The organism is Pseudomonas sp. FSL R10-0399 (genome assembly GCF_009600165.1).
Taxonomy (GTDB): Bacteria; Pseudomonadota; Gammaproteobacteria; order Pseudomonadales; family Pseudomonadaceae; genus Aquipseudomonas; species Aquipseudomonas helleri.
Genome location: NZ_WIWK01000006.1, coordinates 77,322 through 103,783 on the forward strand (window position 1 = coordinate 77,322; position 26,462 = coordinate 103,783).

The 26,462-nt window shown below is 56.7% G+C and carries 21 protein-coding genes; 8 read left to right on the forward strand and 13 right to left on the reverse strand.

Translation table 11 applies throughout. From position 1 onward, the window contains the following. Nucleotides 1-44: 44 nt before the first annotated feature. The 6 genes from GHO41_RS03185 to GHO41_RS03210 form a co-directional block, all read right to left on the reverse strand. The gene (locus GHO41_RS03185; RefSeq protein ID WP_153432941.1) at nucleotides 45-959 is read right to left on the reverse strand and encodes a hypothetical protein; all 915 of its coding nucleotides are present in this window, start codon (nucleotides 957-959) and stop codon (nucleotides 45-47) included. Then, nucleotides 952-1,701 (reverse strand): YaaW family protein, encoded by a 750-nt coding sequence (locus GHO41_RS03190; RefSeq protein ID WP_178126462.1) that lies wholly within the window; start codon nucleotides 1,699-1,701, stop codon nucleotides 952-954. The genes GHO41_RS03185 and GHO41_RS03190 overlap by 8 nt, the downstream gene beginning before the upstream one ends. 148 nt (nucleotides 1,702-1,849) lie before the next feature. After that, nucleotides 1,850-2,890, reverse strand: a complete 1,041-nt coding sequence (locus GHO41_RS03195; RefSeq protein ID WP_153432943.1) for a hypothetical protein — start codon at nucleotides 2,888-2,890, stop codon at nucleotides 1,850-1,852. Continuing rightward, nucleotides 2,890-4,374 (reverse strand): hypothetical protein, encoded by a 1,485-nt coding sequence (locus GHO41_RS03200; protein ID WP_153432944.1) that lies wholly within the window; start codon nucleotides 4,372-4,374, stop codon nucleotides 2,890-2,892. The genes GHO41_RS03195 and GHO41_RS03200 overlap by 1 nt, the downstream gene beginning before the upstream one ends. Then, complete coding sequence (locus tag GHO41_RS03205; protein WP_153432945.1) at nucleotides 4,375-5,181, reverse strand: hypothetical protein; 807 nt, start codon at nucleotides 5,179-5,181, stop codon at nucleotides 4,375-4,377. Between the two features lie 10 nt (nucleotides 5,182-5,191). After that, entirely contained in the window at nucleotides 5,192-6,625 is a 1,434-nt protein-coding gene (locus tag GHO41_RS03210; protein ID WP_153432946.1) for a hypothetical protein, read from the reverse strand. 604 nt (nucleotides 6,626-7,229) lie between these two features. Here GHO41_RS03210 and GHO41_RS03215 point away from each other — a divergent pair. Beyond that, nucleotides 7,230-8,132, forward strand: a complete 903-nt coding sequence (locus GHO41_RS03215) for a hypothetical protein (RefSeq protein WP_153432947.1) — start codon at nucleotides 7,230-7,232, stop codon at nucleotides 8,130-8,132. 53 nt (nucleotides 8,133-8,185) lie between these two features. Then, entirely contained in the window at nucleotides 8,186-8,377 is a 192-nt protein-coding gene (locus GHO41_RS03220; RefSeq protein WP_153432948.1) for a hypothetical protein, read from the forward strand. A gap of 260 nt (nucleotides 8,378-8,637) precedes the next feature. On the opposite strand, the gene GHO41_RS03225 is transcribed toward GHO41_RS03220, so the two are convergent. The 7 genes from GHO41_RS03225 to GHO41_RS03255 all read right to left on the reverse strand — a co-directional run bounded on the left by GHO41_RS03225 (nucleotide 8,638) and on the right by GHO41_RS03255 (nucleotide 18,169). Further along, complete coding sequence (locus tag GHO41_RS03225; RefSeq protein ID WP_371928824.1) at nucleotides 8,638-10,854, reverse strand: TonB-dependent receptor; 2,217 nt, start codon at nucleotides 10,852-10,854, stop codon at nucleotides 8,638-8,640. Between the two features lie 114 nt (nucleotides 10,855-10,968). After that, the gene (locus GHO41_RS03230) at nucleotides 10,969-11,961 is read right to left on the reverse strand and encodes a siderophore ABC transporter substrate-binding protein (RefSeq protein ID WP_153432949.1); all 993 of its coding nucleotides are present in this window, start codon (nucleotides 11,959-11,961) and stop codon (nucleotides 10,969-10,971) included. Between the two features lie 14 nt (nucleotides 11,962-11,975). Continuing rightward, nucleotides 11,976-12,737, reverse strand: coding sequence for an ABC transporter ATP-binding protein (locus tag GHO41_RS03235; protein WP_153432950.1), 762 nt, complete (start codon nucleotides 12,735-12,737; stop codon nucleotides 11,976-11,978). Beyond that, nucleotides 12,734-13,684, reverse strand: coding sequence for an iron chelate uptake ABC transporter family permease subunit (locus GHO41_RS03240; RefSeq protein WP_153432951.1), 951 nt, complete (start codon nucleotides 13,682-13,684; stop codon nucleotides 12,734-12,736). The genes GHO41_RS03235 and GHO41_RS03240 overlap by 4 nt, the downstream gene beginning before the upstream one ends. Then, on the reverse strand, nucleotides 13,681-14,622 hold the full coding sequence (locus GHO41_RS03245) for an ABC transporter permease (protein WP_153432952.1): 942 nt from the start codon (nucleotides 14,620-14,622) through the stop codon (nucleotides 13,681-13,683). The genes GHO41_RS03240 and GHO41_RS03245 overlap by 4 nt, the downstream gene beginning before the upstream one ends. After that, the gene (locus GHO41_RS03250; protein WP_153432953.1) at nucleotides 14,622-16,388 is read right to left on the reverse strand and encodes an ABC transporter ATP-binding protein; all 1,767 of its coding nucleotides are present in this window, start codon (nucleotides 16,386-16,388) and stop codon (nucleotides 14,622-14,624) included. Before GHO41_RS03250 ends, GHO41_RS03245 begins: the two co-directional genes overlap by 1 nt. After that, complete coding sequence (locus GHO41_RS03255; protein ID WP_153432954.1) at nucleotides 16,382-18,169, reverse strand: ABC transporter ATP-binding protein; 1,788 nt, start codon at nucleotides 18,167-18,169, stop codon at nucleotides 16,382-16,384. Before GHO41_RS03255 ends, GHO41_RS03250 begins: the two co-directional genes overlap by 7 nt. 190 nt (nucleotides 18,170-18,359) lie before the next feature. Here GHO41_RS03255 and GHO41_RS03260 point away from each other — a divergent pair, with 190 nt between their 5' ends. The 6 genes from GHO41_RS03260 to GHO41_RS03285 all read left to right on the forward strand — a co-directional run bounded on the left by GHO41_RS03260 (nucleotide 18,360) and on the right by GHO41_RS03285 (nucleotide 26,293). Next, nucleotides 18,360-19,004: a TetR/AcrR family transcriptional regulator gene (locus GHO41_RS03260; RefSeq protein ID WP_153432955.1), complete on the forward strand. Its 645-nt coding sequence runs from the start codon at nucleotides 18,360-18,362 to the stop codon at nucleotides 19,002-19,004. Between the two features lie 190 nt (nucleotides 19,005-19,194). Beyond that, nucleotides 19,195-21,126, forward strand: a complete 1,932-nt coding sequence (locus GHO41_RS03265; RefSeq protein WP_153432956.1) for an RHS repeat-associated core domain-containing protein — start codon at nucleotides 19,195-19,197, stop codon at nucleotides 21,124-21,126. An 87-nt stretch (nucleotides 21,127-21,213) separates the two neighbouring features. Beyond that, on the forward strand, nucleotides 21,214-21,855 hold the full coding sequence (locus GHO41_RS29740) for a hypothetical protein (protein ID WP_178126463.1): 642 nt from the start codon (nucleotides 21,214-21,216) through the stop codon (nucleotides 21,853-21,855). Nucleotides 21,856-22,211: 356 nt separating this feature from the next. Beyond that, nucleotides 22,212-22,721, forward strand: a complete 510-nt coding sequence (locus GHO41_RS03275; RefSeq protein ID WP_048372005.1) for a sigma-70 family RNA polymerase sigma factor — start codon at nucleotides 22,212-22,214, stop codon at nucleotides 22,719-22,721. Nucleotides 22,722-22,726: 5 nt separating this feature from the next. Continuing rightward, nucleotides 22,727-23,716 carry a FecR domain-containing protein gene (locus GHO41_RS03280; RefSeq protein WP_241486422.1) on the forward strand — a complete coding sequence of 330 codons (990 nt, stop codon included), beginning with the start codon at nucleotides 22,727-22,729 and terminating at the stop codon, nucleotides 23,714-23,716. A 180-nt stretch (nucleotides 23,717-23,896) separates the two neighbouring features. Next, nucleotides 23,897-26,293, forward strand: a complete 2,397-nt coding sequence (locus tag GHO41_RS03285) for a TonB-dependent siderophore receptor (RefSeq protein ID WP_371928828.1) — start codon at nucleotides 23,897-23,899, stop codon at nucleotides 26,291-26,293. The last annotated feature ends 169 nt before the right edge of the window (nucleotides 26,294-26,462 follow it).

Genomic DNA, 26,462 nt, shown 5'->3' on the forward strand with positions numbered 1-26,462 from the left:
TACGTGAAACGCATGCGAACATACCCAATCACAAAAGTTGTCCTTTACCGTGGAATGTAAATCAGCAGACCACTCTGATCGATCTCAGTTGAAATCAACTCTTGCTGCACTTGAATATCGTTGTCGTTCATAAATGCCAGCTGCAACGCGTTACCTTTGAGGATCTGATGTGTTTGCACAGCCTGCTGGCCAAACAACGTCAACGCATCTCCTCCCTCGTAATTGCCTGGGGCAAAACGGTGCAGTGGAGCAGCTAGGAGGCTGGCGACTTCTTTACCGAAGTCGGCGTGCTCCGACTGAAGGCGTACTGCCGCATCAACCGCCGCGACTGACTCTCCCAATTGATAGAGCGATTGCACCTTGCCCTGCGCGGCGATGATCCAGGAACGGTAATTCATCGCAAACTCGATATTCCGGGCGTAGTGCTTACGCTCGCTCATTAGCTCTTGAGTGACCCGCTTGAAGTAATATTCCGCTGTGTCAAACTGGCGCTCGGCGTGCATCAGTTTGTTCTGAGCAAAATCGGCAGACTTGTATGAACACAGTGACGACAGCGCGCCTGTCGCACTCATCACAGGCGCCAGATGGCTGATAAATGCCTTCCTGTCCTGCCATTTCTGGCCGTCCTGAAGCTGCTCGACACCAGACTGAATACCCTCCAATTTACGTTCGATGCCCTGAAGCTTGCGATAAATCATCGCAAAGCCGATTGTGCTTACAGCTAGGTTGGCCATTTGCAACCCCATCAACACTTGGCCCTGCATCATCAGTTGCGAGAGCTGCCCGTTAAGCACTTCTGATGGCGGTTCAGTGCTTATGGTGTCGCCTTCCTTCAGCCAGGCAACGACCTTTTTAGTGACTTTATCCCGAATGACCCCACCCACTCGCTCAAGCTCGCCAGATTCCAAACCGGCGGCCAGCCACTCAGGCACCTTAAACACCACACTCAAATCAATCATTGAAAGCTTCCTTCATACCCGCTGTTGCGTGTGCGCAAATCACGCGTTGCCTCAGCATGGCAATGTGCAGAACACAAGGAACAGTCACGCGAAAGGCCGGGCCCGCGAGGTCAATCGCAGTCCATACGCCGGTGATGGCCCAGCCAATTGGCCCCGCCAATGCTGCTATTCCCCTGCCTAATACAGCGCTGCCTGCGACTCTGGCACCCACTCCGAGTAACTGTTTGGCCACCGCTCCGGCAATTATGCTGGACAACTCGTAGGTCAGATAACTCGCTGCCTTGGCGCCCAGTAGGGTGACCAATGAGGATCCCGATAGCAGCGCGCTCAGGTCCGCCCGACCTAAGCCGGCCTCCTTGAGGATTGCTTCCATATCTTCACGCGCCTGGCCATCGGCTTTTTTCAAAGCATCGCGAAGTATCTTTTGAATCAGCTCTTCTTCCAGAGCCGTAACGGAAGTGAATTTGCTGGCCTTGAGTACACCGAATTTACTCGCGACATCTTGCACGACTTCAAGGTACTCAGGACCTTCCTTGCGAAACAGATTAACGAAGGAATTACCCCCGAACAGGCGTATCTCCTGGAGTATCTGCGCTGCATATTGGTGATGATCCGGCGCGTGCGATTTGTACAGTTCGTTACTGGAAAGACTTTCTGTACTGGCCTCCAGGATGTACTTGACCAACGGCGCAAGATCCTCATTTGAGCATTGCGCCAATAGATCTGCTGTCGAAACGTCCATCAATACCTTTCTCCCTTAGCTAAACAGCTACAGATGCCGCAACCTAACCCAATCACCTTGCTTAACTGCAAAATGAGCGGGATTAATTCGTGTGGAGCCAGCGCCGGCCCGACGACAGCCAAAAATATGTAATAGCCACGCAAAGGCGCTACCGCCTGACTTCTACCTTGTAGAACAAATTCTCAACCATTAGCCGCCGTCGATCAGACGTCACGGCATCCTGAATCAGACTCGCCAAGCGCACGTAGTACTTGCACTCTTTCTGCGTACCCAAATCCGATACCGGTTTAGCCGCTTGAATAAAGCTCTCATAGGTACGAGTGGTATTAGCCATCAGCTCGCCAATACCTGGCAGCGCCATTGCATCCTCCTGGCGCGCGGGCGGCCAGGCAGGTTCGAACGTGAGATTATTCTCACTGAGTTTGACGGTGAGGAACATCTCCGGCTTGCCCGTAACCTCATTCACCCAACACGGTGGAAGGTCGCCGCCGCGCCCCTTGTTTAAGCGGTTTTGCAGGAACTGAACTTGGCCCCGTAAGTCTTTATTCGCTTTCTGCAACTCAACCGGATTTACGCCGCTTTTTTCTGCCTGAACCAAGGCCACAGCATGCTTGATCGTTTGCTGGAGTTGATCATTTGTTGTCCCGAAAGCTGCCTCGAGCATGTCTTCTTGGGCCTTTAACGCCGCGACACGCTTCACCACATCGGTAGGCTGCGCGTCGCTTTCTTCATCAGGATCGACAACCAGCTTTTTCAACTGCTCAAACGACATCATGGTTTCTAGTATCAGTTGCTTGGCGTCATCGCCTTTCTTCTGGCCGGCCACTTCCATCAACGCTTTTTCGATGGCCGCAAGAGCAGTCAGCTCTTGATCTTTTTGGGTCAAGAGCACTTTCAAGCGATCCAGCTCTGCATTGGCTTTCGAGGCATCTATCAATTTGCTGATGATCTCATCAGGCTTACGCACACCTAATGCGGTCATACGTGCCTTCAACGCCTCGGCTACTGTACTGATCGCCTTTTCACGCATATCCAAATCCTGGAAGGCGGCCACTTTCTCGTTCAGCGCCTGATTTTTATGGGTTAACTTAAAAATCTGGTACCCCATTAACAACAACAAAATAAAGCAGACGATGATAAAGATTTCGGTAAGCGAGAGCTGAAAAACCTGATCGTTCTTTCCGCTCATTAGGCGGTTCTCGCATCAGCCGGGCGGGCAGGCTCGGCATGTTGATTGGCCGCCTCCCCAATCGATACATCGCCGATCTTAGTGATCAGAGCATCCATCTGGCTGTGAGTGGTTTCGATCGCACGATTGTGCTGCTCCATGCGTGCGGCGATCCCCTGATGCTTTTCATTACTATCAACCAGTGCCTGAATCAGCGGCGCCAAGCTGAACTCAAGACGCTCAGCCATAACGTCTCGGTTGGTCTGAGTGACCTCACGTACACCTTTCAGGGCATCGGTGACTTCAGTGCTCAGTCGCTCTACCGTATCGGCGTTTTCGATTCGAATGCTCAGGGCCTCCAGCTTGTCTGCAATGCGTTCAACCGATTGCTGGCGAGTCTTGATTTCGTTGAGGTACTCCTCTTGTTGGTCGTCCAACGAATCCAGATACTCTTTCTGCACACGCTCAACGCTGTCCATGACTTCTTTGCTCTGCTGTTTCATCGCATCCACCAAACGCTCCTGGCTCGTCACAATGGCACCGACCGCGACTAGGTTTTCATCCAGAGTCTGAGTTTTGGCGTTCAGGTTGCGTATGGCCGTGGTGACTTGGCGGGTGGCAGTTTTGACATCTTCGGCGAGGGATGAAACACCTTCACTGACGCTGTCCGTTGTGCTTGCCAAGGTATCGATTGAACCACCTAACTTGCGGGTGAACAGGTCATCTGGAAAGATCATTTGCTCTACACGATCACGCGCCATCGTGCCGAAATCCAACGCGTTATCTTCCATCTGGCGCAACGTGATGGCACTCTTTTCGGCCAGTTCATTAATAGTGATCAACAATTGGTCACTGGCTAGCCGAGTGTTTTCCAGGATGAGCGAAAAGGCTTCATTGCTCTGCTGCGTAGCATTGGCAAAGTAAGCATCGGTGACGTTGATGTTGTGCTCATACAGCGCCTTGACCTGCTCCTTCACACTCTGCACAGCCTCTCGGGAAGCGACATCAACTTTATCCCGGAACACTTCGAGCTGCTGGAAGCTATTGTCAAAGGAGATAGCGAGGTTTTCGGCTGCATGAATCGCCCGTTCTTCGACACTTCTGACCGCGTCGTTGGCATCGATACGAAATCCGGTATGAATAACTCGCGCTAACATACCCAGCGCGGTACTGACCATTGCGGCGCCAAACCGAGTAGCCATTCCATTCAGGTTATCGCCTAGGCTCTCAATATCCAGCAGGCAGATGATGATGCTGGCGACAGTGAACAGAAAACCCAGGTAGTAAACGGAGTCGGCAAACTTTGCCAGGGTGAGTTGCTTATCCCATTTTTGTCGAACCGTATAGCCAATGGTCCAATAGCCCACCATCACCGAAAGAGGAAAAACAAACCCTAACCACTTAGGGTCTTTTAGCAACAGGCTGGCAATCGACAGGCTAATTTTCAGTACTACGGCGATCGCAAAGTAGGTGCTGACGCGCCTGATCCATTTATTGACGTCCATTTACAGCCCCTCAACCCGGGAAAACCCCTCCACGGATACGCCGTTATCTTGAAAATATTGCTCCCAGAACACTGCCAACTTGTTGCTCTGCAGCACTTTTTGATCAGCCGCCAACAAATTGATCGCCACACTGCTACCGTTCAGCCCCGGCGCTGCAGCATTTTGTCCATAAGCAGTTTTGCGAAACTCCGCATAATGCGGCAGGGAGGCCTTATACATGCTGAACTCTGGCATGTTTGCCAGCATGTCCGAGTAAATCACCAGCCTGCGTTCACCTGACACATGGGCTCGCTCAAATCCATTGATGCCTACCAGCTGCAGCATCTGGAAAATTGGCGAGTTTTTGCTGCGCTCTTCCAGCGAGATCTTGTGCACGATGTCATCGAACGGTTTTACGAATTTTTGGTTAAAGTCGCGATCAACAAACTTTTTGTTACTGGTCTGTTGGTTTCTATCCTTCCACTGCCCGGGATTGCAGCGCTCAAATAGCGGTTTTTCATTGCTTTTGAAGTCTTCACCGAGTAGAAACACCGAGAGTAGGTAGCCTTTAGGCAGCTCCTCAGTAACCATCGTTTTCAGCCGTTGGCCCAAGGCAACTTTCTGAGTAAACGGGAACGGCGACGTGTTGTCGATCAACACTACGTATTGCCCTTTAGGCCCCGTAGACGGGCAAAGAGTCTCCTTATCGAAGGTTTCACGGGTGAAGTTGATATAAATCATAGCGCTGGCCGCAATCAGGGCGACACCACCGAACATTACTCCGACAGCTTTACCGGAAAGCCCTTTTTTTTGGGCATAAATTGCCATCCTGACCTCCTTAAAATAGCTGCTGCAGCGGCTGTACTTGATCGTATTTCTGGTTAAAGGACGACTGGATTCGCGCTCTGATCGTCTCGAGACTGGAGATCATTTCGTGCATCAAGCGTTCTTGTTCCGCCAGTTTTAGCTCGTCCTTTTCGGTGCAAAAATTGGGCATCTCGGCCTCAACAAAAGTCACCGGCTCGTCGAAATAGGCCGGCGGCGGATTATCGCGAGGTCGGGCCATTTCGTTTTCAATTCGGTATGTGCGAACCAGACTGGTCAGTGTTTCGTCGGCCAGCACCATACGCTCATCCACAACTTTCTTGATGACCGCTTTTTGGCTCATGCTTCGCTTGAAGTTTTGGATGGCTGATGAGGCACGATCAACGTTCTGGTCGATCAGCAGCAATGATTCGACCTTGCGCTGTTCAAGCACTTGTCGTAAGGCCTCAATTGCAAAAACATACCTGCGTTGCGAGTCTTCGTAAGCTAGGTAAGCCCTCGCGTACCCTGGATAACGATCTGTCCAGGTATAACCTTTATAAACAGCTATCAGCCCGAAAATAACCGTCAGGGCAAATAGCGCGCAAGAGCTGATGTCCTGGAATGGAAGGACCGACGTGTGGATATAGCCGAGAATCAGAGCAATCGATGATTGCGATTCATCTTCCAGTTGAGGCAGCACAAAACGGAAATACGCAGTTCCTAGACCAACAATGACCATGCTTAGCAAGGAGGCAGCGAACGCGAAATATCCTGCAAAAGCCAGAGAGGGTTTTACATGGTGTTTATAAGTACCGGCCCTGCCGAGAAAAAAGCATACAAGCACGTTGAATGCCGAAAGCATCAGTGCAGTGACAAATCCGCCCACATATCCGCTGGCCATGCCCTCTGAAAACAAAAAGGCGTTTCCCGCCCCCTCAATGACAATCATCGCGATCAGCAGGCCACCATTCCTCCATTTCGCATCGCCATCAGATGCCTCTGCAAGCCGACCTTGCAACTTGTGCTGCTCGCGAAACGCCTCCAGCGAACGAGCCTTGTCCTCAGCTATCTGCTGAAGCTCCGATAGCTCGCCGTCCATTTTTGAAATGTCTTGATCAGCGTTTCGCTCAAACTCATCACCTAATGCAATCGTGCGCTTGATATCCCGGGTCACGTCAATCGAGTCCAAGCGATCATCCAGAATTTTGAGCGACCGCTCGCCGTACTTGAGTATCTGCTCGCGCATTCTGCCGAGCACCCCTCGAATACTGTGCTCAACATCTGACAACTGGGTGGCTGTGCTGGACGGCACACCCGCTGCTCCACGCAGCTTTGCCAACTCAACGACCCGTAGTTCCCGTTGGATTTTCTCAGGATCAATTTTTGGCAGTACATCGCTATCCGGCTCATCCTTCCGACTGAATAGCTGGACGATGAAAGCCAGGAGCTTTCGAAAAAAACTCATTTATAGAACCACAAAAAATCAGAAATGGAGGGGATGCAGAGATAGGAGAGCACTAGGCTTACGTCCAATAGGACGCATAGAAACACGCGAGTGTCGCGGCCATCCCTGCGCCAGTGTCGAGTAGTGGCTAAATAATGCCAAGCGCTACAGATAAGGGCAACAAATCAGTACAAAAATATTTGATTCTGGACAAATGATCAGTGCTGTTCTGGGAATACCAGCCGCCCTGTTCTAGCGAGCCTCATTTAACAGGCGATCCGCTGGATATTTCCGCATTAACCCCATACTGTCCGCCGCAGGAGCCTTCAGCCAAAGTCCAGACAGCCCTTTAGGCAGGACCACGACTATGCGTGTCCCATCCTCGGGCCGATGAAAACTGCGCATCAGCGCGTTTGCGTATGCCTTTCTGAAGGACGTCCTCACTCGCCTGCCGATGCAGCGGGCGAGTGCGCAAGAAGTTGATTTATAAACAAGACGGGATGCTCGTCTGCTTACAAGGTGCCTAGAGAATCCGAGGCGATTCAATCTGGTGCCCGGCACCTACTGGCTTTTAATCGGGTTTAAAGACCTTCAGAATGGCGTTTTCTGATCGGCGGGCAATGGAATGAGTGACCGGTTCTTGCTGTATATCGACATCCTCGGTTTTTCAAACATGGTGCGAGACGAGCCGAGGAAGGTGGTTCGTGTTTACGAGATCCTCGATACCTTGAATGTTCATACCCGATCCGACTTCAAGGTGATCGTTTTCTCTGACACCATCCTTATCTATAACAGTCAACCAGCATCTGCCACCACTGAAAGCAAGTTTTGCGTGCAAACACTGGTAGATTGCGCTGAAGATCTCCATCACCGCCTAGTGGGCCAGGATATTTTTTTTCGAGGAGTCATCGTTAAAGGTGACTTTGAGCATTACAAGCGTAGCCACGTCGAACGTTTTTTTGGCGGGGCACTTATAACTGCATACCATGCAGAAAAGGACATTCCCTCTTTGGGTCTGTTCATCACCGACGAATGTAAAGCGTTTGGTCTGTTTCAGCCCACAGTGGCTTTTTCCCCAGACTTGTCGTTCGTGTTTTTGTGCCATGGGCTGCAGTCCTTGAGCACGCTCGCAACGAGAGCATGGCCTATCAATCTTGGAGGTAGTCCTGGAGAGGACTTTGGGTTTCACGTCCCCTGGGATGTCCGCTTTTTGAAAGACATCTACTCACAGATGCGGGCGCATTCATCACCTGCGGTCCGAACAAAGTTTCTAACTGCGTGGGACCTCTATTTGCAACGGTATCCAAGGGCTCTAGCGGCCTTGGTGCAACACGACTTCAGTGTCAGGGCACTTGCGACCAGCGACTGGGACCAAGCGACCAAGGCGCTGGAGGACAAAATTAAGTACTTTAAACGCATAGGAAGCGGAACAGATCTATCGAAATCAATTCAGGAAACCTCCAAGAGTCTTCAAGGAAAACGAATCTGGAGATCAAAACGTCCCGCTCCGAAGGGACCATCAATGTGAGTGGTTGCTAGAGTTCCAACGACAACCGGGCAGTATGTCAGCGGAGACGATGAATGAAGTACCCAGGCGACCCCACTGATGACACTTCGCCTTCGTGGTACCACGACCGGATGCAGTCCTACATCGAGCAGGAGTTCCAGAACGCGACTGAGGATCTCGCGAGTGCCATCGAGAGCGAACCCTACTCGACGATGGTTCGCGAGTTTCTACAGGGCTTTGAGGCGCGCCTGGTTACCGCTCCCTAGGCTGGATCAACACATTTTCAACACCTGGGCAATCTCGATCGCCAGTGAATCACATGTGAGTGGGGGCAAACCAAAACTTTCTTGGCCTGAAAATACCGTGCTAGCGCCATGTCAAAATGTTTTTTGGGGACCCGGAGAGTCTGTAAAGAATGACAACAACTGCGGTGAATATGCAGGAGTGAGATTACCTCGCGATCGTTTGACCCTCCCCCCAACCAAAATCTGGCGGCCCCTGCCGCCAGACCTTTTCCCCTACTAGCTCAAAAATCCACTGAAGCCGAAAGCTCAACCGTCCGTGGCGCGCCCAGCCCCAGGCTGGACAGTAGTGGCGTCCCCCAATAGGCCTTATTGGTGACGTTGGTCACGCTGCCGCGCAAGGTGATCGGGCGGCTGGCCAGGTGGGTGGTGTAGCGGGTGCCAACGTCAAAGATGGTGTAGCCAGGGATCGATTGCGAGTTGTCAGCATTGATGTATTGCTTGGACACTGAGGTTGCGTTGGCGGTGAGGGTCAGGCCGTCGATCACCGGGGTGTCCCACTCCACGCCCAGCTTGCCTTGTAATTTAGGCAAGCCGGTGGCTGTTTTGCCCTGATTGATGCCGCCAGCAGTCTTGGTGAGTTTGGGATCAACATGGGCCACGCCGCCCATGAGCCGCACGTCGTTCAGCGGCGCGCCGAAGAAGCCCCATTCAATCCCGCGGTTGCGTTGTTCGCCGCCAAAGGAGAAGACGTTGGTGTCCGGGTCGGTATAGCTGCTGGGCCGCTTGATTTCATAGAGGCTCAGGGTATGGGTGAAGTCGCCTAAGTCCAGTTTGAGGCCGACTTCTTTTTGCTTGGACTTGTAGGGCGCGAACACATCCCCGGCATTCGCGGCTGTCATCGGCGCGGTGGCGCCTTTGCTCAGGCCTTCTATGTAGTTGGCATACACGGACACATTGTCGGTGAGCTTGACCAATAATGCCGCTGCGGGTGTGGTAGCGGCTTCGTCATAGCGGCCGGTTCGTGCGCCGGTGCTCACGCTGAAGGTATCGGTCAGGACTTGCTGACGACGTACCCCCAGGGTTAATTGCACCTGGTCTTCAAGCACCGATAAGGTGTCTGCCACGCCGTAACTGGTCAGGCGGGTTTCGCTGTGAGCAATGTACGGGAAGCTTTTATCCGCTGCCGGGCCCCACACCGGGTTGTAGATGTTGGTTATCCAGTCCGCTCCGGGTACCTGTCTGCGGCCGTAGTCCTTCTGGGTGTCGCCGTAGTGCGTGGCGTTGATCGACCATTGGTGCTTGATCGCCGCTGTCTGGAAGTTGCCCTTCAAGCCCGCTTCGCCTGAGGTTTTTTCGAGCTCCATTTTCAGTTGGCCCATGCTGGTCTTGAAGTCGCCCGCCTCGTTAAAGACCGTGGCCAACATGGTGCCGCTGTAAACGTAGCGGGTTTCGCTGGTGCCAAACGCCGCATAAGCCATCAGATCGTCAGTCAGGTCGTACTCGGCGCGCACGATGGCACCGTGATCCTTGGTCTGCACATAGGCCCAGTCAGGGTTGAGCAAGGTATCGGACTTGGGTAGCTTGGGCACCGACACTCCGGAGGCCAGGTTGATACCGCGGTTTTGCCCGCGAACACGGTCTTCACTCTCATACAGGTCGGCCGACAGACGCGCGCGCTCGCCTCGCCAGTCCAGACCGAGCGAGGTCAATTCGGCTTTGAGCTTTTGATGATCCACTGCACCGTCGCCATCCCGGTACACCCCGTTAAAGCGCACGCCGAACTGCTGGTCTTCGCCAAAGCGCCGACCCACGTCCAGGTGACCGCCAAACTGCGCATCGGACATATAAGTGCCGGTGAAGCGCGTCAACGGCTCGTTCCCTGCACGCTTGGGCACCAGGTTGACGGCACCTCCGACCGAACCTCCCGGCGGCATGCCGTTGAGCAGCGCAGACGGGCCTTTGAGCACCTCGATGCGCTCGTACATTTCCGGCGAAATCCGGTAGTAAGGGGCGACGCCATACAACCCGCCGATGGTCACGTCGCTGATGTTGCTGGCAAAACCGCGAATGGAGTAATTCTCGCTGAAGGTGCCGGTCAACCCGTTGCTGAACACCGCCGGATCTGTGGCGGCGATCACTTGGGTGATGTTTTGCGCCTGGCGGTCGGCAATGTATTTTTCGGTGTAACTGACGGTGCTGAATGGCGTTTCCATAAAGTCTTTATTGCCCAGCAGGCCAACCCGGCTGCCATAGGCAACCTGCCCTCCCGCGTAGCTGGGGGGCAATTCAGAAGGCAAGTCCATTTCACCCTCCACCCTCGTTTCAGGCAGTGTCGAGACGGCCTTTTCTTCGGTGTTCAAGGTGTCGGCATAGGCTGGCAAGCCGGCCACGGCCAAGGTCATGCCCAGCAGCACACGCTGTACGGCAATGGCGGTGCGGTTCAAGGCAAAGTCTGCGCGAGGTGGCGCAATGCGGGTTGAAAAGTGTTTTTTACGCACGCTAAGGCTCCATTCAACTGGGAAGTTGCTGGTTGTTGTTTATCTAAATAAAAAGGGTGTTTTTAATGAGAATCGTTAGATAGCCAATAAATGACTGGCCAGACTTGGCGCGGCTTAGCGCTGATAGCCTTTTTCAACGTCCTCAATCATCAATTTCAGCGAGGTCGGACTCGCGCCGGTCACGTACCAGGCCTGAGCATCGGCAAAAATCACCTTGCCGTTCTTCCAAGCTTTGGTCTGCTGCAGCAACGGGTTGCCCATGCTTTGGGCGTCCATCACCGGGCGACGCTCCATCACCGCCGTGCGGTCCACCACATAAATGATGTCGGGGTTGGCCTGCTGAATGAATTCGCTGGAAATCGGCTGACCATGCAGACCCGCTTCGGCGGTCGCGCTAGCGGGTTTCACCCCCAGCGCATTGAAGATAAAGCCATAGCGCGACTGCACGCCGAATGAACTGAAAGCGCCATTGTTGTGAAGCACCACCAGGGCTTTTTCGGGCCTTCCTTCTGTGAGATGCCTGACCTCTTCGACTTTGGCATCCAGCTCATCAACCTTCTGGCGGGCCAGCGCCTGCTTATCGAAAATCTGCCCCAAGGTCAGCAAGTGATCTTTGATGACGTCGATATGCCGCGCTTCGCTGTCGCGGTAGTCGACATCGAAATGGACGGTCGGGGCCATTTCGCTCAGCTCTTGATAGTGATTGGCCTGCAACGAGGTGATGAGGATCAGGTCCGGCCTGGCCGCATACACGCGCTCAAGATTGGGCTGCACAATGGCGCCGACGTCCCCGACACTCGCGGCATCCTTGTAGCGGGCGAGAAAATGCGGGACAAAATCCTTTGGCATCCCCACCACCGGCACGCCGAGCTGGTCAAGAAAATCGACCTCATTCATGTCCAGGGCCACCACCCGTTGCGGGGCGTGCTCGATCACCGTTGTGCCCAATTGATGCTGCACGCTGACCGGTGCGTGAGCGCCCTGCCCCGCTTGCGCGGCAGGGCTGGCCTTGGTCGGTGTTGCCGGTTTGTCGTTGCAGCCCTGCACCGCAAAAGCTGCGGCTATCAGCAGGGCCAACGGCCACAAACGCTGGGTGTGATGCGCCATGTTCAAGGTTCTCTCTAGGGGTTGAAGTAGTTGCACAGAAGCCCGCGCGGGCCCTGGCTGATGTCGAAATCCAGCCCGTACAGCTCGCTGAGCCGGGTTTGAGTAATCACCTGCTCAACGCGCCCGGCGCACTGCACCGCACCCGCCTTCATCGCCACGATGTGATCGGAATAGCTGGCGGCAAAGTTGATGTCATGCACCACCAGAATCACCGTGCGGCCGAACTCGTCGCAGAGTCGGCGCAGCGCGCGCATGATCTGCACGGCGTGCTTGATATCGAGGTTGTTGAGCGGTTCATCGAGCAACAGGTAGTCAGTTTGCTGAGCAATCGTCATCGCCAAAAAGGCCATTTGCCGCTGCCCGCCGCTGAGCTCGTCGAGGTAGGCATGGCGCAGCGGTTGCAGAGACAGAAAATCGATTGCCTCGCCGATCAGCCGCCGGTCTTCGGCGGTCAACGCCCCGCGGCTGAACGGAAAGCGCCCAAACGCGATCAACTCCTCCACCGTCAAGCGCAAATTGAAGTCTGGCGACTGGCGCAACGTCGCCACCCGCTTGGCGTACTCATTGATTGGCAAGCCCGTGACCGGGCGGCCTTCGAGGCGTACTTCGCCACGCCCCGGCGCCATCAGCCGCGCGATCATCATCAGCAACGTGGTCTTGCCAGCCCCATTTGGGCCGATCAGCGAGGTCAGCCCGCCTCTTGGGAAACACGCATTAACATTGTTCAGTACGGTCTTGGCGCCATAGGCCTTATGAATGTCATGGACAGTAATCATGGGGCTCCTCGGGTACGCACCATCAACACCAGGAAGTACCCGCCGCACACCAGATTGACGAGGATGCCGACAGTGGTCTTGTAGTTGAAAACATGCTCGACCAAGAGTTGGGCGGCGATAAACATACCAACGGCAATCGCGCTGCCCAGCGCCAGGGTGACCCGGTGCCTGAAGGTACGGGCCAGGGCATACGTGATGTTTGCGACAAATACGCCCATAAAGGCTGTGGGCCCGAGCAAGCTGGTGGAAATCGCCACCAGCGCCGCAATCAAGCCCAGATGCAGGCGCACGTTGCGCTGGTAATCAACCCCTAGCGAAATGGCCTGATCGCGCCCAATGGCGAGTACATCCAGGGTGGGTAAGGCCTTCAGACCCACCAGGCAAACCGCCGCCACCAGCGCCCCGCAGAAGAGCAACTGCGCAGGCTGTGCCCGATTAAAAGAAGCCTGGCTAAAGCCCTGCAACACAGAGAACTCACCGGGGCTGACCTTGAGCTGGACGAACTGGGTAAAGGTACTGATCACCATGGTCAGTACCAGGCCGACCAACAGCAGGAAATACACGTTGTTCTTGCCGACTCGGAACAACCCGCGATGGATGCACCACGAATAGGCAAGCATCAGCAGCACGGACAGCAAAAAGTTACCGGACACACCCAGCAGAACCGCGCTGTAAGTGCCGAGAAACAACACCAGCAAGGCCTGCAAGAGCAGATACACCGCCTCATAGCCCATGATTGCTGGGGTCAATATGCGGTTGCCGGTAATGGTCTGAAAGGTAATCGACGACCAGGCAATCGCCACCCCGCCGATCACCATGGCTGCGAGCCGGGCGAGCCGCTTGGGAATCACATAGTCAACGTCCAGGCCCGAGCGCAGGAACACAAACACCAGCGCCAACACAACGACCACGCCCCACACGGCATATCGGGGCAGCACGCGGTTCATCGGTGCCTCCAGAGGATCAGCGCGAGGAACAACACCCCGCCTACGCTGCCCGCAGTCAGACCGATGGGCACTTCGAACGGATAAATAATCAGGCGCCCAAGAATGTCGCAGACCAACAGCAAGCACGCGCCACCCAGTGCCACGATGGGCAGCGTGCGCGCCAGGTTGTCGCCATAACGCAGCGCGACCAGATTGGGGATGACCAGGCCGACAAAGGGGATCGCGCCGACCGTAATCACCGTGGCGGATACCGTCACCGCCACCAGCAGCAAGCCCAGCACCACGGTTGCCGGGTAGTTGAGACCCAGGCTGGTGGCCATGCCTTCGCCCATGCCCACCACAGTGAAACGGTGGGCATACAGGTAGGTCAGAACAACAATCGGCAGAATCAAATAGATGATTTCGTAGCTGCCCTGCACCACCCGGGAAAAGTCCCCCAGCAGCCAGCCCTGCATGCTTTGCATGATGTTATTGCGATAGGCATAAAACTCGGCAAAGGCGCTCAGTACGCCGCCATACATCAGGCCGATAACCGGGACCAATACCGTGCTTTTGAACTGGATGCGGCGGATCAGCAAGACAAAGATCAGGCCGGCAGCGAAACAAAACACCAAGGCGAACAGCATTCGCGCAGGCGCTCCGGCAGCGGGCGCCAGCGCCAATGACACGAGGATGCCGAGCTTGGCCGCATCCAGCCCGCCCGTGGTGCCCGGCTCGACGAATTTGTTGCGCACAATATGCTGCAGAATCACCCCGCACACCGCCAGGCCAACCCCGGTCAGCACCAACGCGGCAAGACGCGGCAGGCGACTGGCTGTGATCGTCAGCCAGGCATCGCCCGACGCAGAGAACAACTGCGACCACTGCAACTGCCGCGCCCCGACCAACAGCGACGCCAGGCAGAGCAAGGCAAACAGCACAGTCCATCGTGCACGCATCAGGCTTGCTCGCCGTTCGTGGGCACAGCAATACGCCAGCCCTTGGCCGCCCGGCGTTGCGCCAGGAACTGCGCATAACGGCCGTTGCTGGCGCGCAATGCTGCCGGGGAGCCTTGCTCAACCAATTGGCCCTTATCGAGCACCAGAATCTGGTCCGCCATGGCCACCGTAGACAACTGGTGCGCGATCACCACCAGGGTGTGCCGACCGCGCAGCCTGGCGAGTGTCTGGGCGATCACCTGTTGGTTCTCGGCATCCAGGGCGGCGGTGGCTTCATCGACCAGCAGGATGGGGGCGTTTTTGATCAGCGCCCGGGCAATCGCGATGCGTTGACGCTCACCGCCGGACAATTGCGCACCACCCTCACCCACCGGCGTATCGATGCCCTGAGGCAAACGTTCGATCAGTTCGCTGACCCCTGCCTGCTGCGCCGCATCGAGAATCTCGGCCAGGTTGGCGGCAGGTCTGCCGATACGAATGTTGTCGGCAATGCTGCCCTGAAACAGATAAGTGTCCTGAAAAATCTGACTGATCTGGCTGGTCAGTTGCGCGCTGGACATTTGCCGCACGTCCACCCCACCAATCAGCACGCTGCCCTGGCTGGCATCGAAAAACCGCGCGAGCAAGCACACCAGCGTGGTCTTGCCGGAGCCGGAAGCACCAATCAGTGCCGTCATGCTGCCCGGCGCAATGCGCAGGCTGACGCCGTGCAACACTTCCGGCTGGTCGGGCGCATAGCGCATGCTGACCCCGCGCAACTCGATCGAAGCATCTGCCGGGGTCTGTGGCTGAGCGGGTTCAGGCAATGGCGCAACGGCAAAAATGCTTTGCACTTGCTCAAGCTGACCGTAGGCACCACGCACAGTTTCGGCGTAGCTGGCCACGTCGAGTAGCGGGTCGATGTAGCGGCTGGCCAATACCAGCGCGACCACAACAGCAATCACCGAGCCGGTGTCCTGGGCGATGCCCACTTGAGCGTTGAGCCAGCCCACAGCCGCTATCAGCAATAGCGCAAAGATGGCCTGCACCACCCAGGCGTTGAGCACCACCGAGAGCGTGGACTGCAAGATCAGGCGCATGCCGGAGCGGCGCTGCCGGTCGATGGCGTGCTCCAGCAACTGCGTTCCGCCGCCTTCGCCGTTAAAGGCGCGCAGCACCGACTGTGCCTGGGCGAACTCAACCATGCGCTGGCTGGCATCGGCAAAGTGTTGCTGGTAAGCCCGGCCGGAGTGTCGCCCGAGCCGCCCTGTTAAACGCATCGCGAGCACCAGCAGCGGCAGCCCCAGCAGTGCAATCAGGCCCAGCGGCCAGTGCAGCGCAAACAGCGCAGCGACCATCACCAGCGGCGTGACGGCGCCGGTGATAAGCGGCGTAAAGACATGCGCCGGTAATTGCGCAACCGCCATCACGCCGTGGGTAATCACATGCCCAAGGCGACTGGTATTTTGCGCGGTGAACCAGCCCAGCGGCAGGCTCGCGACATGATCACCGATACGTTGCCGGGCGCCCTGCAAGATCGCCACACCCACCGCCACGCCTGCCTTGTCTACCTGGCGTCGCCAGGCCCAGCACACCACCACGCCCGCCAGCGTCAGGCCCAGCCATAACCCGGCGCCCCGCACATCGTTGGCCAATAAATGCTGTAACACGGGGACCAGGGTGATAAGGGTCAGCCCGCTGAGCAGGCCATAGGCTACGGCCATGCACAGGTAGCGACGCAAGACGGGCGTGTCATCGCCCAATAATTGAGCAAGAGGTTTTAGCATGAGGGCACCGCCTGTTGTTCTGAATGCGTGTAACCACCCTGCGCCCACAAGCGCGCATAGAGCCCCTTGCGTGCCAGCAGTTGCTGATGCGAGCCCTGTTCAAGCACCGTGCCGTTGTCGAGCACGATGATCTGGTCGGCATGCATCACCGTGTCGAGGCGATGGGCAATCACCAGCAGCGTGCGGCCTACGGCAAAACGTGACAGCGCTTCCTGGATCGCCACTTCGCTTTCGGCGTCGGCGGCGGCCGTGGCTTCGTCGAGCACCAACACGGGCGGATCAAGCAACACGGCCCGGGCGATGCTCAAACGCTGCTGCTCGCCGCCAGAGAGCTGTGCGTCTTCGCCGATCACGGCGTCATAGCCACGTGGCAACGCGAGGATTCGTTCGTGGATATTCGCGGTTCGCGCTGCCTCCTCGACCTCTTGCCGGGTGGCCGACGGCCTGCCCAGGGCAATGTTGTCGCGCACGCTGGCGTGGATCAGGCGCACCTCCTGCAAGACAAAACCGATGTGCCGGTACAGGCTGGAGGACTCGATGTGGCGAATGTCCACACCGCCCAGCGTGATGCGCCCCTCGGTGGGGTCAAAGAAGCGCAGCAGCAGTCGCGCCAGCGTCGATTTGCCCGCACCGGAGTAACCGACGATGGCCGTGGTGGAGCCCGGTTTCAGCGTCAAGTTGACGTCTGCAAGCACACGGCGCTCAGCGTCATAGGCGTAACCCACACGCTCAAAGCGGATCTCGTTGCCGTTGGGCGATGCCTGTTCGCTTGGGTTTGGCTGCTCCAGCACCGGTGTATCCAGCAAGGTCTGCACACGCCGGGCGGCGCCAGTCGCGTGATTCAGGTCATGGGTGATGTAGTGCAACAACAGCAAGGGGCCGCAAAGCCCCGGGGCCACCAGGGCAAACGGCAGTACATCGAGAGGTTCCATCCAGCCCAGGCCAACGAATACGGTGCCAAACACCAGCACCATGCCCAGTACCGTGACCGGCGCAATCAGCGCATTGGCATTGGCCATCGGCGCCACCAGTGGCCGGGTGAAACCGACAAAAGCCTCGGCGAAGGCATCCACCGCATCGCGGTAGCTGCGGGGGGCCCTGGCGCTGCCACTAAACGACTTGACCACGGCAATACCGTTGACGAATTCCACGACCGCGTTGTCGATACGCCCCATGCCGGCCGCGAACGCCTGCATGTTCGCTTCACTGGCTTTCATGGCCTTGGCGAAGAACAAAAAGAACCCCCCAAGTGGCAGAAGCGAGACAATTGCCAGCCGCCAATCCAGCGCAAACAGGTAGCTCAGCGCGATCAGAATGGCCCCGCCTGCACGGCCCAGTGTCGTGTAGAAATGCGCCGTCAGGCTGTGCAGCGTATTGATGTCGTCCTGCATCGCCTGCTTGACCTCGCCCGAGGCCCGACTGGTGAACCAGCCCAACGGTACCCGGCTCAGGCGTTGCGCAATCGCCACTCGCAAATGATGGGTGAGGCGGTTGTCAGCCAAATGCGCGAGCAGCTCAGAGGCGGCGATCAACAACAAACCTGCACACAGGCTCGCCAGCCCGACCGTCACGGCCCACCCCACCTGGTTTTGCGCCATGTCGGCCCCGCTCAGGGCAAGCCGGGCGATGTGCGCAATCACCGCCAGTGGCACCAGCGTCAACATCGCACCTAAAGCCGCAAGCATGGCGGCAAGGATCAATCGCCCGCGAACTGGCTTCAGTAGCTGGCTGATCGGGCCACGCACCTTTGGTTTGGCCGAGGCCGGGTCAGGAGTTTCCATGGAATTCAAACGTCCGGAATTTCAGGAGAGCTGGAAAGCTCGCGCTTTCCTTCGCAGGGATACAAGCGTCGTCAGGGCATTAGAAACGCCACTGTAAACGCCAATCTTAATTAGTTGCATGACTATAAACTAATTTGCGAAATCCTGACAAGACGGCTACAAGACTGTCACCCACGTTCAAGGATTTGTTATGACACCGCCACAATCGCCCGCAACCCGAGGGCGCCCTCGTACCATCACCCGGGAACGCATCGTCGAAGCAGGCATCAAGATGGGCTTGCCGAGCATTACCTTTGTCGGCGTAGCTGCGGCGCTGGGCGTCAGCCATATGGCGCTTTATAAGCACGTGGCGAATCTGGAAGCCCTCAAGAGCATGGTCGCCGAAGAGATCTTCACCCGTTGGCAGATACCCCAGGCCGAGGCTGATCAATACAGCGGGCTGAAGGACTACATGATGGTGTTTGCCACCTCGGTGCGGGTGTTCGTCAAGGCGCATCCCGGGCTGACGCCTTACGTCATCCGCAGGCTGGCGGCGACCCAGCCGATGCTCGCCAAAATCGACGACCATCAGAGCCATATCGCCCAGGCCTATGGCCTTTCAAAAGAGCGCGCGCGCTGGCTGCTGGCGACCGTCGCGTTTCACGGTATCGCCGTGGCCGACACGGTGTATTCGGTGACCGGTCGGGAACCGGTGCTGGAGGCGGAAAGCGCGGCAGAAGAAGCCGAGATGGAAGCCGAGCTTGAACAAGGCATGCATGCGCTGATCGTCGGTGCACTGGTGCTGCTGGAGCAAGACGCTGAAAAAGAGGATGTGGCTAAACCTGCAATGCCCTAAACCCGACGGGCAAGCAGGTTGTGAGGCAACAGCGACTCGCCGCGTTTGACATCGATCAAATTGATCCAGATGTCTTCCTTTCTCAGCCCGGCGTTCCAGGTGAATTGGCTCATTCCATAACCGCCTGCTACCGTTTAAATTCAAGCGGCTTCTACAACTGAGTCCGTGGCTGATACGTTGAGAATTGCTTATGCCAAGCTCCCTGCATCAGCACACGCCTTTGCTGACTGTCACCGATCCACGTGGTTTGGTTGTACGCAGCATTGCTCACCATCGACAGGAAGTTGAGGAGCCCATTGCTGAGCGGGTCCAGCGTCAGGTATTCAATGCCAACGGGCACCTGTGCCAGCAATGGGACCCGCGTTTATTTGTGCTGAGCGATCTTGCAAACCAGTCCACGCGCTATAGCCTCAGCGGCCAAGTGCTGCTGACCACGAGCGTGGATGCCGGCTGGCGGCTTGCCTGTCATGACGCTGCCGGGCAGTTGCGTGATAGCTGGGACGGACGCGACACCCATCGGCGCTTTACCTACGATGAACTGATGCGGCCAGTGAATGTGTTCGAACACGAGCCGCCGCTGTGCGTGGAGCGTTTTACCTACGCGGGTGCCGACGAAGAAGACGCCCACCACAACCGCTGCGGGCAATTGCTCCGCCACGATGATCAGGCGGGCAGTCTGTGGCATGACGCATTTGCCCTCACCGGGCAGCCGCTGAGCGAAGCGCGGCAATTCTGCACCGCACTGACGCAGCCCCAGTGGCCCGCATCTGAAGCCGATCTTGAAGACGCGGTTTACACCACACGCTGGCGACACGATGCGCTGGGTGCTGTTATCGAGCAGACCGACGCGCTTGGGCATGTGCAGCGTTTTGAATTTGATGTGGCCGGGCAACCTTTTGCGTCCTGGCTGAACAACGTTGCCTTGCTCAAAATCACGACCTACAACGCCTTGGGCCAGGTAGAAATTGAGCAGGCAGGCAACGATGTGACGACCACGGCCTATTACTCGGCGCGGGACGGCCTGCTGTCCAGTCTGAAGGCCAAAAGGTCAGACGGTAAAACGCTACAGGACCTGCACTACCAATACGATCCGGTAGGCAACATCACCCGTATCGAAGACCTTGCCCAGCCGGTGCAATGGTTTGCCAGACAGCGAATTCAGGCAGTCAGTACCTTCACCTATGACACGCTCTATCAATTGATCAGCGCTACCGGTCGCGAAAACGCCAGCCAAACCATCGGCCCGAGCCTGCCGCGGCTGGAGATCTTCGGACCGGTAGATGACAGCCGTTGGCGCACTTACAGCCAGACCTACAGCTACGACAGCGGCGGCAACCTGACCCGGCTCAAGCACGCTGCCGGGGCTGGCAACAGCTATACCCGCGAAATGGTCGTCGACGCACTCAGCAACCGCAGCCTGTTCAAGGACGGTTCGCCGATAGATTTTGCCAAGGCGTTTGATGCCAACGGCAATCAACAGGCCCTGGCACCGGGCCAGGTCATGCAGTGGGACAGCCGCAATCAGTTGCAGCTCGTAACGCAGGTGCAGCGCGAAGATCCAGATGGCCAGGACGACGACACAGAAACCTACGTCTATGACGGCGGCGGCCAGCGCGTGCGTAAAGTGCGCCGCGCCAAAACCCGGGGTGGCGAGCATATCAGCGAAGTGCGCTACTTGCCGGGGCTGGAGATTCGCAGCCGAACGACAGGCGAGCAATTGCACGTGGTGCTTGCCCAAGCGGGGCGTAATGCCGTGCGTTTGTTGAACCGGGAAAATGGCCAGCATCAACACCGTTACAGCGTGAACGACCACTTGGGCAGCAGCACGCTGGAGCTGGATCAAAGCGGAGAAGTCTTAAGCCAGGAAAGTTACTACCCCTACGGCGGGACGGCCTGGTGGGGGGCTAAAAGTGCACTGGAAGCCCGCTACAAAGTGATTCGTTATTCGGGTAAAGAACGGGATGCAACCGGGTTGTATTACTACGGCTTCCGTTATTACGCACCGTGGTTACAGCGCTGGATAAATCCGGACCCGGCGGGGGATGTGGATGGGTTGAACCTGTTTCGAATGGTCAGGAATAACCCAGTGCGCTTTTACGATGGCGATGGCAGACAGCCTTAAGAGAATGATGATAACTACTCAGACAATTCCCCCAGCGCACACTTTCCGGGCGATCAACAAGATCTGAAAACATTCTGGCGTCGGGACGTGACTGAACAAGAGTCGGCGGCTCGCCGAACGGCTGTTGAGACTGACCTGACTCATAAGGCATCTGGCATAAATACGATTAGATCGACCTACTCGGACTCTTCCATATCCGAAAGTTACCGTTTCAAAAACGAGTATTTACCGGGGCGTTGGAAAATGATCGAAAACTTCCGTGCACCCGGCGATGGACCGTACGCAACTGATGTGACGTGGCATCAATATGAACTGGTTTCAAAGCAGAACAATTTCTACGGTGTATTACCGAAAGTCATTGTGCGCTGGGAAGTCATCAATAAAGAGGCGTTAAGCGCTACCGATAAGAACGAAGGAATGCTTGTGAATTTCCTCAACAGTGCAGGTAATGGCCGCTCTACCCAAAGAATCATGGATGCATTCGGTCTGCTGCCAACGGCGATCGACAGGCAAGTAGTTCGTGATGCCTTCAAAGGGGTGGATATCGACGTCATTGCTATACATGTCAAACCTGATCCCGCAATACAGAAAAGATTGCGCATAGCGAAGGAATTCGAGTGGACCGTAAAGCAGGGCATGCGTAATCCTGTTTCGCGTGCAGCGCACAGTGCCTGGCGAATAGTCAAACGGGGCATGCTGCCGAACGCTTCCCGACGTGCATTACGCTAATCCGTGGCAGAGGCCAGTATTGGCCTTTGCCACGGGGTGTTTGCCAGCCTGCCTTTCGTACCAGGCCTAACGCCTGATTTGCTGGTGCTTAACTGCCCACGCGATAAACAGCGCTGGCAGTAACAACCCCAGCACCAGCCACGGTATGACTTGCGGCCCCTTCCTTATCGAGCGTTTCAGTCGGGCAACCCATGATTTGTTGCTCGATACCAAGGATGCAGCGCACTAAATAGCGGGTTATTCACTCTCCTGCCATCCCTGTGAACACACTGGGCCCGGTACTGGCAGATTGCATCCCTCCAGCGCCCACGCTAAAGTTGAGAATACTTATCAATCACTAACTGATTTTCATCATCATGACCAACCACCGCAGTTTCGAACAGGATGTCGAGCACCTCTACCTGCAACACAGTGGTTGGCTGAAGAACTGGTTGCGCAAACGCTTGCAGGAAAACGCCGATGCCGATGACCTGACGCAGGATACGTTTGTACGCATCATGCGGTCGCGGCGCCCGGTCGATGACTTGCGCCAGCCCTTGGCCTATCTGGCGACAATTGCCAATAGCCTGCTGATCAATCGCTGGCGCCGTCAGGCGGTGGAGCGCGCTTACCTGCAAGCGTTGGCCGAGCAGCCACAAGCACTGCAAATGTCCCCGGAAGACAAATCCCTGCTGATTGAAACCCTGGTAGAGATCGATGAATTGCTCAACGGCATGTCGCCGTCCATGCGAGAAATTTTCTTGCTCTCGCAACTCGACGGCCTGACCTACAAACAGATCGGCAGCCAACTGGGGATGAGTGTCGATAAAGTCCAAAAGTCCATGAGCAAAGCGTTCGCCATGTGCTACGCCAGCCAGTTCGAGTGAGTCGCGTGTCAGTGTCCGAAAACCCGTCCACGCCTCTGCCCGAAGCCATCCGTGACCAGGCCCTGGCATGGTTTACCCTGGCGCAATCGGGCGAAATGAATTCGGCGCAAGCCTTGGCGCTCCAACAATGGCGCAACGCACATGTGCAACACGAGCAGGCATGGCAACGCTTCAACAGCATTCGCCAACAGTTGCAGCGTCGTTCCAGCCAACTGGCCAATCCCTTGGCCCGGCAGACCTTAAAGAACACCCCTGCACAGGAACGCGATCGTCGCCAAGTGCTCAAGATTCTGCTCGGTGCCGGGCTTCTGGGCGGCACTGCCTGGCAAGCCAGCGACAGCTTCTGGCTGCAAAGCACGCTTGCCGATTATCACACCGGCACCGGCGAACGCAGCCACTACACCTTGGCAGACGGTACGCAGATCTGGCTTAACACGCGCACCCTGCTGGATGTGCACTACGACGCTCAGGTACGGCGTCTGACCTTGCGTCAGGGTGAAATAGATGTGCTTACCGCCACCGACCCTGGCGGGCGACCTCTGCTGGTCTATACCGCCGAGGCGCGCTTGCAACCGCTGGGTACGCGTTTTAGCGTGCGCCGCGAGGAGGATGGGCGCGGCACCCTGCTGGCGGTCAGTAGCGGCAAAGTGGCTGCCAGCCTGAAGAGCGGTGGCGACTCACGGGTGGTGCAAGCCCACACCCAAGCCTGGATAAGCAGTCGCCAGGTGTACTCTGCACAACCCGCCAATCTCGCCGATACAGCCTGGATCGACGGATTTATTGTCGCCGAGCGCATGCGCCTGGGGGACTTCATACAGGAACTGTCGCGCCATGTGCCCGGCCTGTTGCGCTGCGATCCCGCTGTCGCGGACCTGCGGCTGACAGGGTCGTACCCGTTGCAAGACCCCGAACAGATTTTCTCGATGTTGGAGCAAAGTTTGCCGGTGACAGTGCAGCGTCGCACCCGTTATTGGACAACCCTCACCTCGCGCTGAACACGTCTTCAAAATAAATCAGAAAAATCGGCAGGTTTTTGATTCTCATTTGGCTTATGGGCAAATCCCGCTGATTGCGATAGCGGCCCCCCCCTCTCCTGACGTCGGAAACCCGCCATGAAAGACCGCTCTATCCCTCGACCGCCTCTACGTAAACGCAGCTGTGTATCAGCCGTCAGCATGCTGCTGCTCGGCGGGCTGGTCGTTACCGAAGGCTTGCTGATACCCCAGGTTCAGGCACAGGCAGCGGATCGGCAGATTCAGTTTTCAGTCAATCCCGGCCCTCTGGATCAAGCGCTCAGCCAGTTTGGCCGCCAAGCCGCCATTGCCCTGTCGACCAATGCCAGCCTGACCGCAGGCAAAACCAGCCAGGGCCTTAAGGGTCAGTACAGCGTGGCCGAAGGGCTGGCACACATTCTGGCAGGCAGCGGTTACTCCGCCGTGCAGCAGGCCAATGGCGCCTATTTGCTGGTGCCGCAGGTCGCCGGTGCGCTGGAGCTTGGCGCCACCAGTATCAACGCTTCGGCATTGGGCAGCACCACAGAGAACACCGGATCCTACGCCACCGGTGCCATGCAGACAGCGACCAAACTGTCGATGAGCCAGCGCGAGACCCCGCAAGCGGTCACCGTCATCACCCGCCAGCGCATGGACGACCAAGACATGCGCAATCTGGATGACGTGGTGCAAGCCACTCCGGGCTTGCGCATGGCGGCTGCACGTCCCGCCAACAGCGAATATTTTTCCCGGGGCTTTCCCATAACCAACCTGATGTTCGATGGCTTGCCCACCACCTACAACGCCGACTGGGTAGCCGCTGCAGACATGGCGCCGTACGACCGCGTAGAAATCGTGCGTGGCGCCACCGGCTTGATGCAAGGCGCCGGCAACCCGTCTGCCGCCATCAACATGGTGCGCAAACGCCCAACCCTTGACTTTCAAGGCAGCATTAGCGCAGGGGCCGGAAGCTGGGACAACTACCGTTCCGAACTGGACGTATCGGGCCCATTGAACGACTCGGGCAGCCTGCGCGGACGCTTTGTCGGTGCCTACCAGGACAAGGACGGTTTCCAGGACTATGCCGGACGTGAGCGCGGGGTGTTTTACGGCATCAGCGAGTTCGATCTGAACGACTCCACCACCCTGACCGTCGGGGCCTCGGATCAAAACGATAACAACAACATCAACTGGGGCGGCTTGCCGGTCAACCCGGACGGCAGCCACGTCAACTTCTCCCGCTCCAAGACCTTCGGTTACACCTGGAGCCACCAGGACATTGACAACAAGACCGTGTTTGCCGAGCTGGACCATCGCTTCGCCAATGACTGGCGCGGCCATGTCTCGGCCTCTAAAAACTGGTCGGACTTCAAGCTGACCGGCGCTGTGCTGGAGCATTACGCCACCTACCAACAGCGGGTCTTCAACCAGAAGCGCAACTACGACCAGTCCACCTACGACGCCTATGTCAGCGGGCCTTTCAACCTGTTTGACCGCCAGCACGAACTGGTAATCGGTGCCAGCAAGCGCCAGCTGAAGACCTCCGGCAAGGGCGGAAATATGTTTATTCCGGTGGCCGACATCATCAACTTCGACCCCCACAGCGTGCCCAAACCCTATGTGCCTGACAGTTACAACCTGAGCGAAAACATCGACCAGGAAGGCCTCTACGTGACCACCCGCTGGAGTATCAGCGACCCGTTAAAAGTGATCCTCGGCGCTCGTCTGGACTGGTACGACACCACGTCGATCTACGATCAGTTGAACGACGATTACTACACCAACAGCAATTACAAGGTCACGCGCAACCTGACCCGCTATGCCGGAGTGATCTATGAACTGGACGCCAACCATTCGGTCTACGCCAGCTACACCGACATCTTCATGCCGCAAAGCGAAGTGGCCAATGACAACTCTGTCATCAAGCCTATCGTTGGCAAGAACTACGAAATCGGGATCAAGGGCGAATACTTCGATGGTGCTCTGAACGTCAGCGCGGCCTTCTTCCAGATTGATCAGGAGAACCGGGCGGCCTTGCTCGACAACCAGTCCCAATGCGCCCGCAGCGATGACGGCGTGTATTGCTACGAAGCCGCAGGCAAAGTCCGCAGCCAGGGCATTGACCTGGAGTTGATCGGCGCCTTGACCCCGGACTGGCAAATCGGCGCAGGCTACACCTTTGCCCAGGCCAAGTACCGCAAGGATGCTGATCACAACAAGGAAGGCCGACTGTTCGATACCGACGTGCCGCGCCACCTGTTCAAGCTCAATACGGTTTACACCCTGCCGGGTGAGCTCAACCAATGGCGCGTCGGGGCCAACCTGTATAGCCAGAGCAGCATTTTCAACAAAGGCAGCAACTCAACGTTCGGCCAATATCACATCGAGCAAAGAACCTATGCATTGGTTGGGCTGATGGCGGGCTACAAGGTGAACCAGCACCTGGATACCCGCTTGAACATCAACAACCTGTTCGACAAAAAGTACTACCAGGGTATCGCCAGCAACAGCACCTGGAGCCCCTACGACGTTTACGGCGACCCGCGTAACTTCAGCATCACGGCAAAGTACAGCTTCTAAATACCGTGGGAATTGTTCCTTGGATCAACAGCCACAGGGTTGCCTGGTTCTTGTAGCAGTTGACGAGTCTTGCGAGGCTACGTCCGGCTGCGCGGCAGCCGTAGAGCCTGGCGGCAAAGATCAAAAGATCGCGAGCAAGCTCGCTCCTACAGGACCTTTTAATCAATCA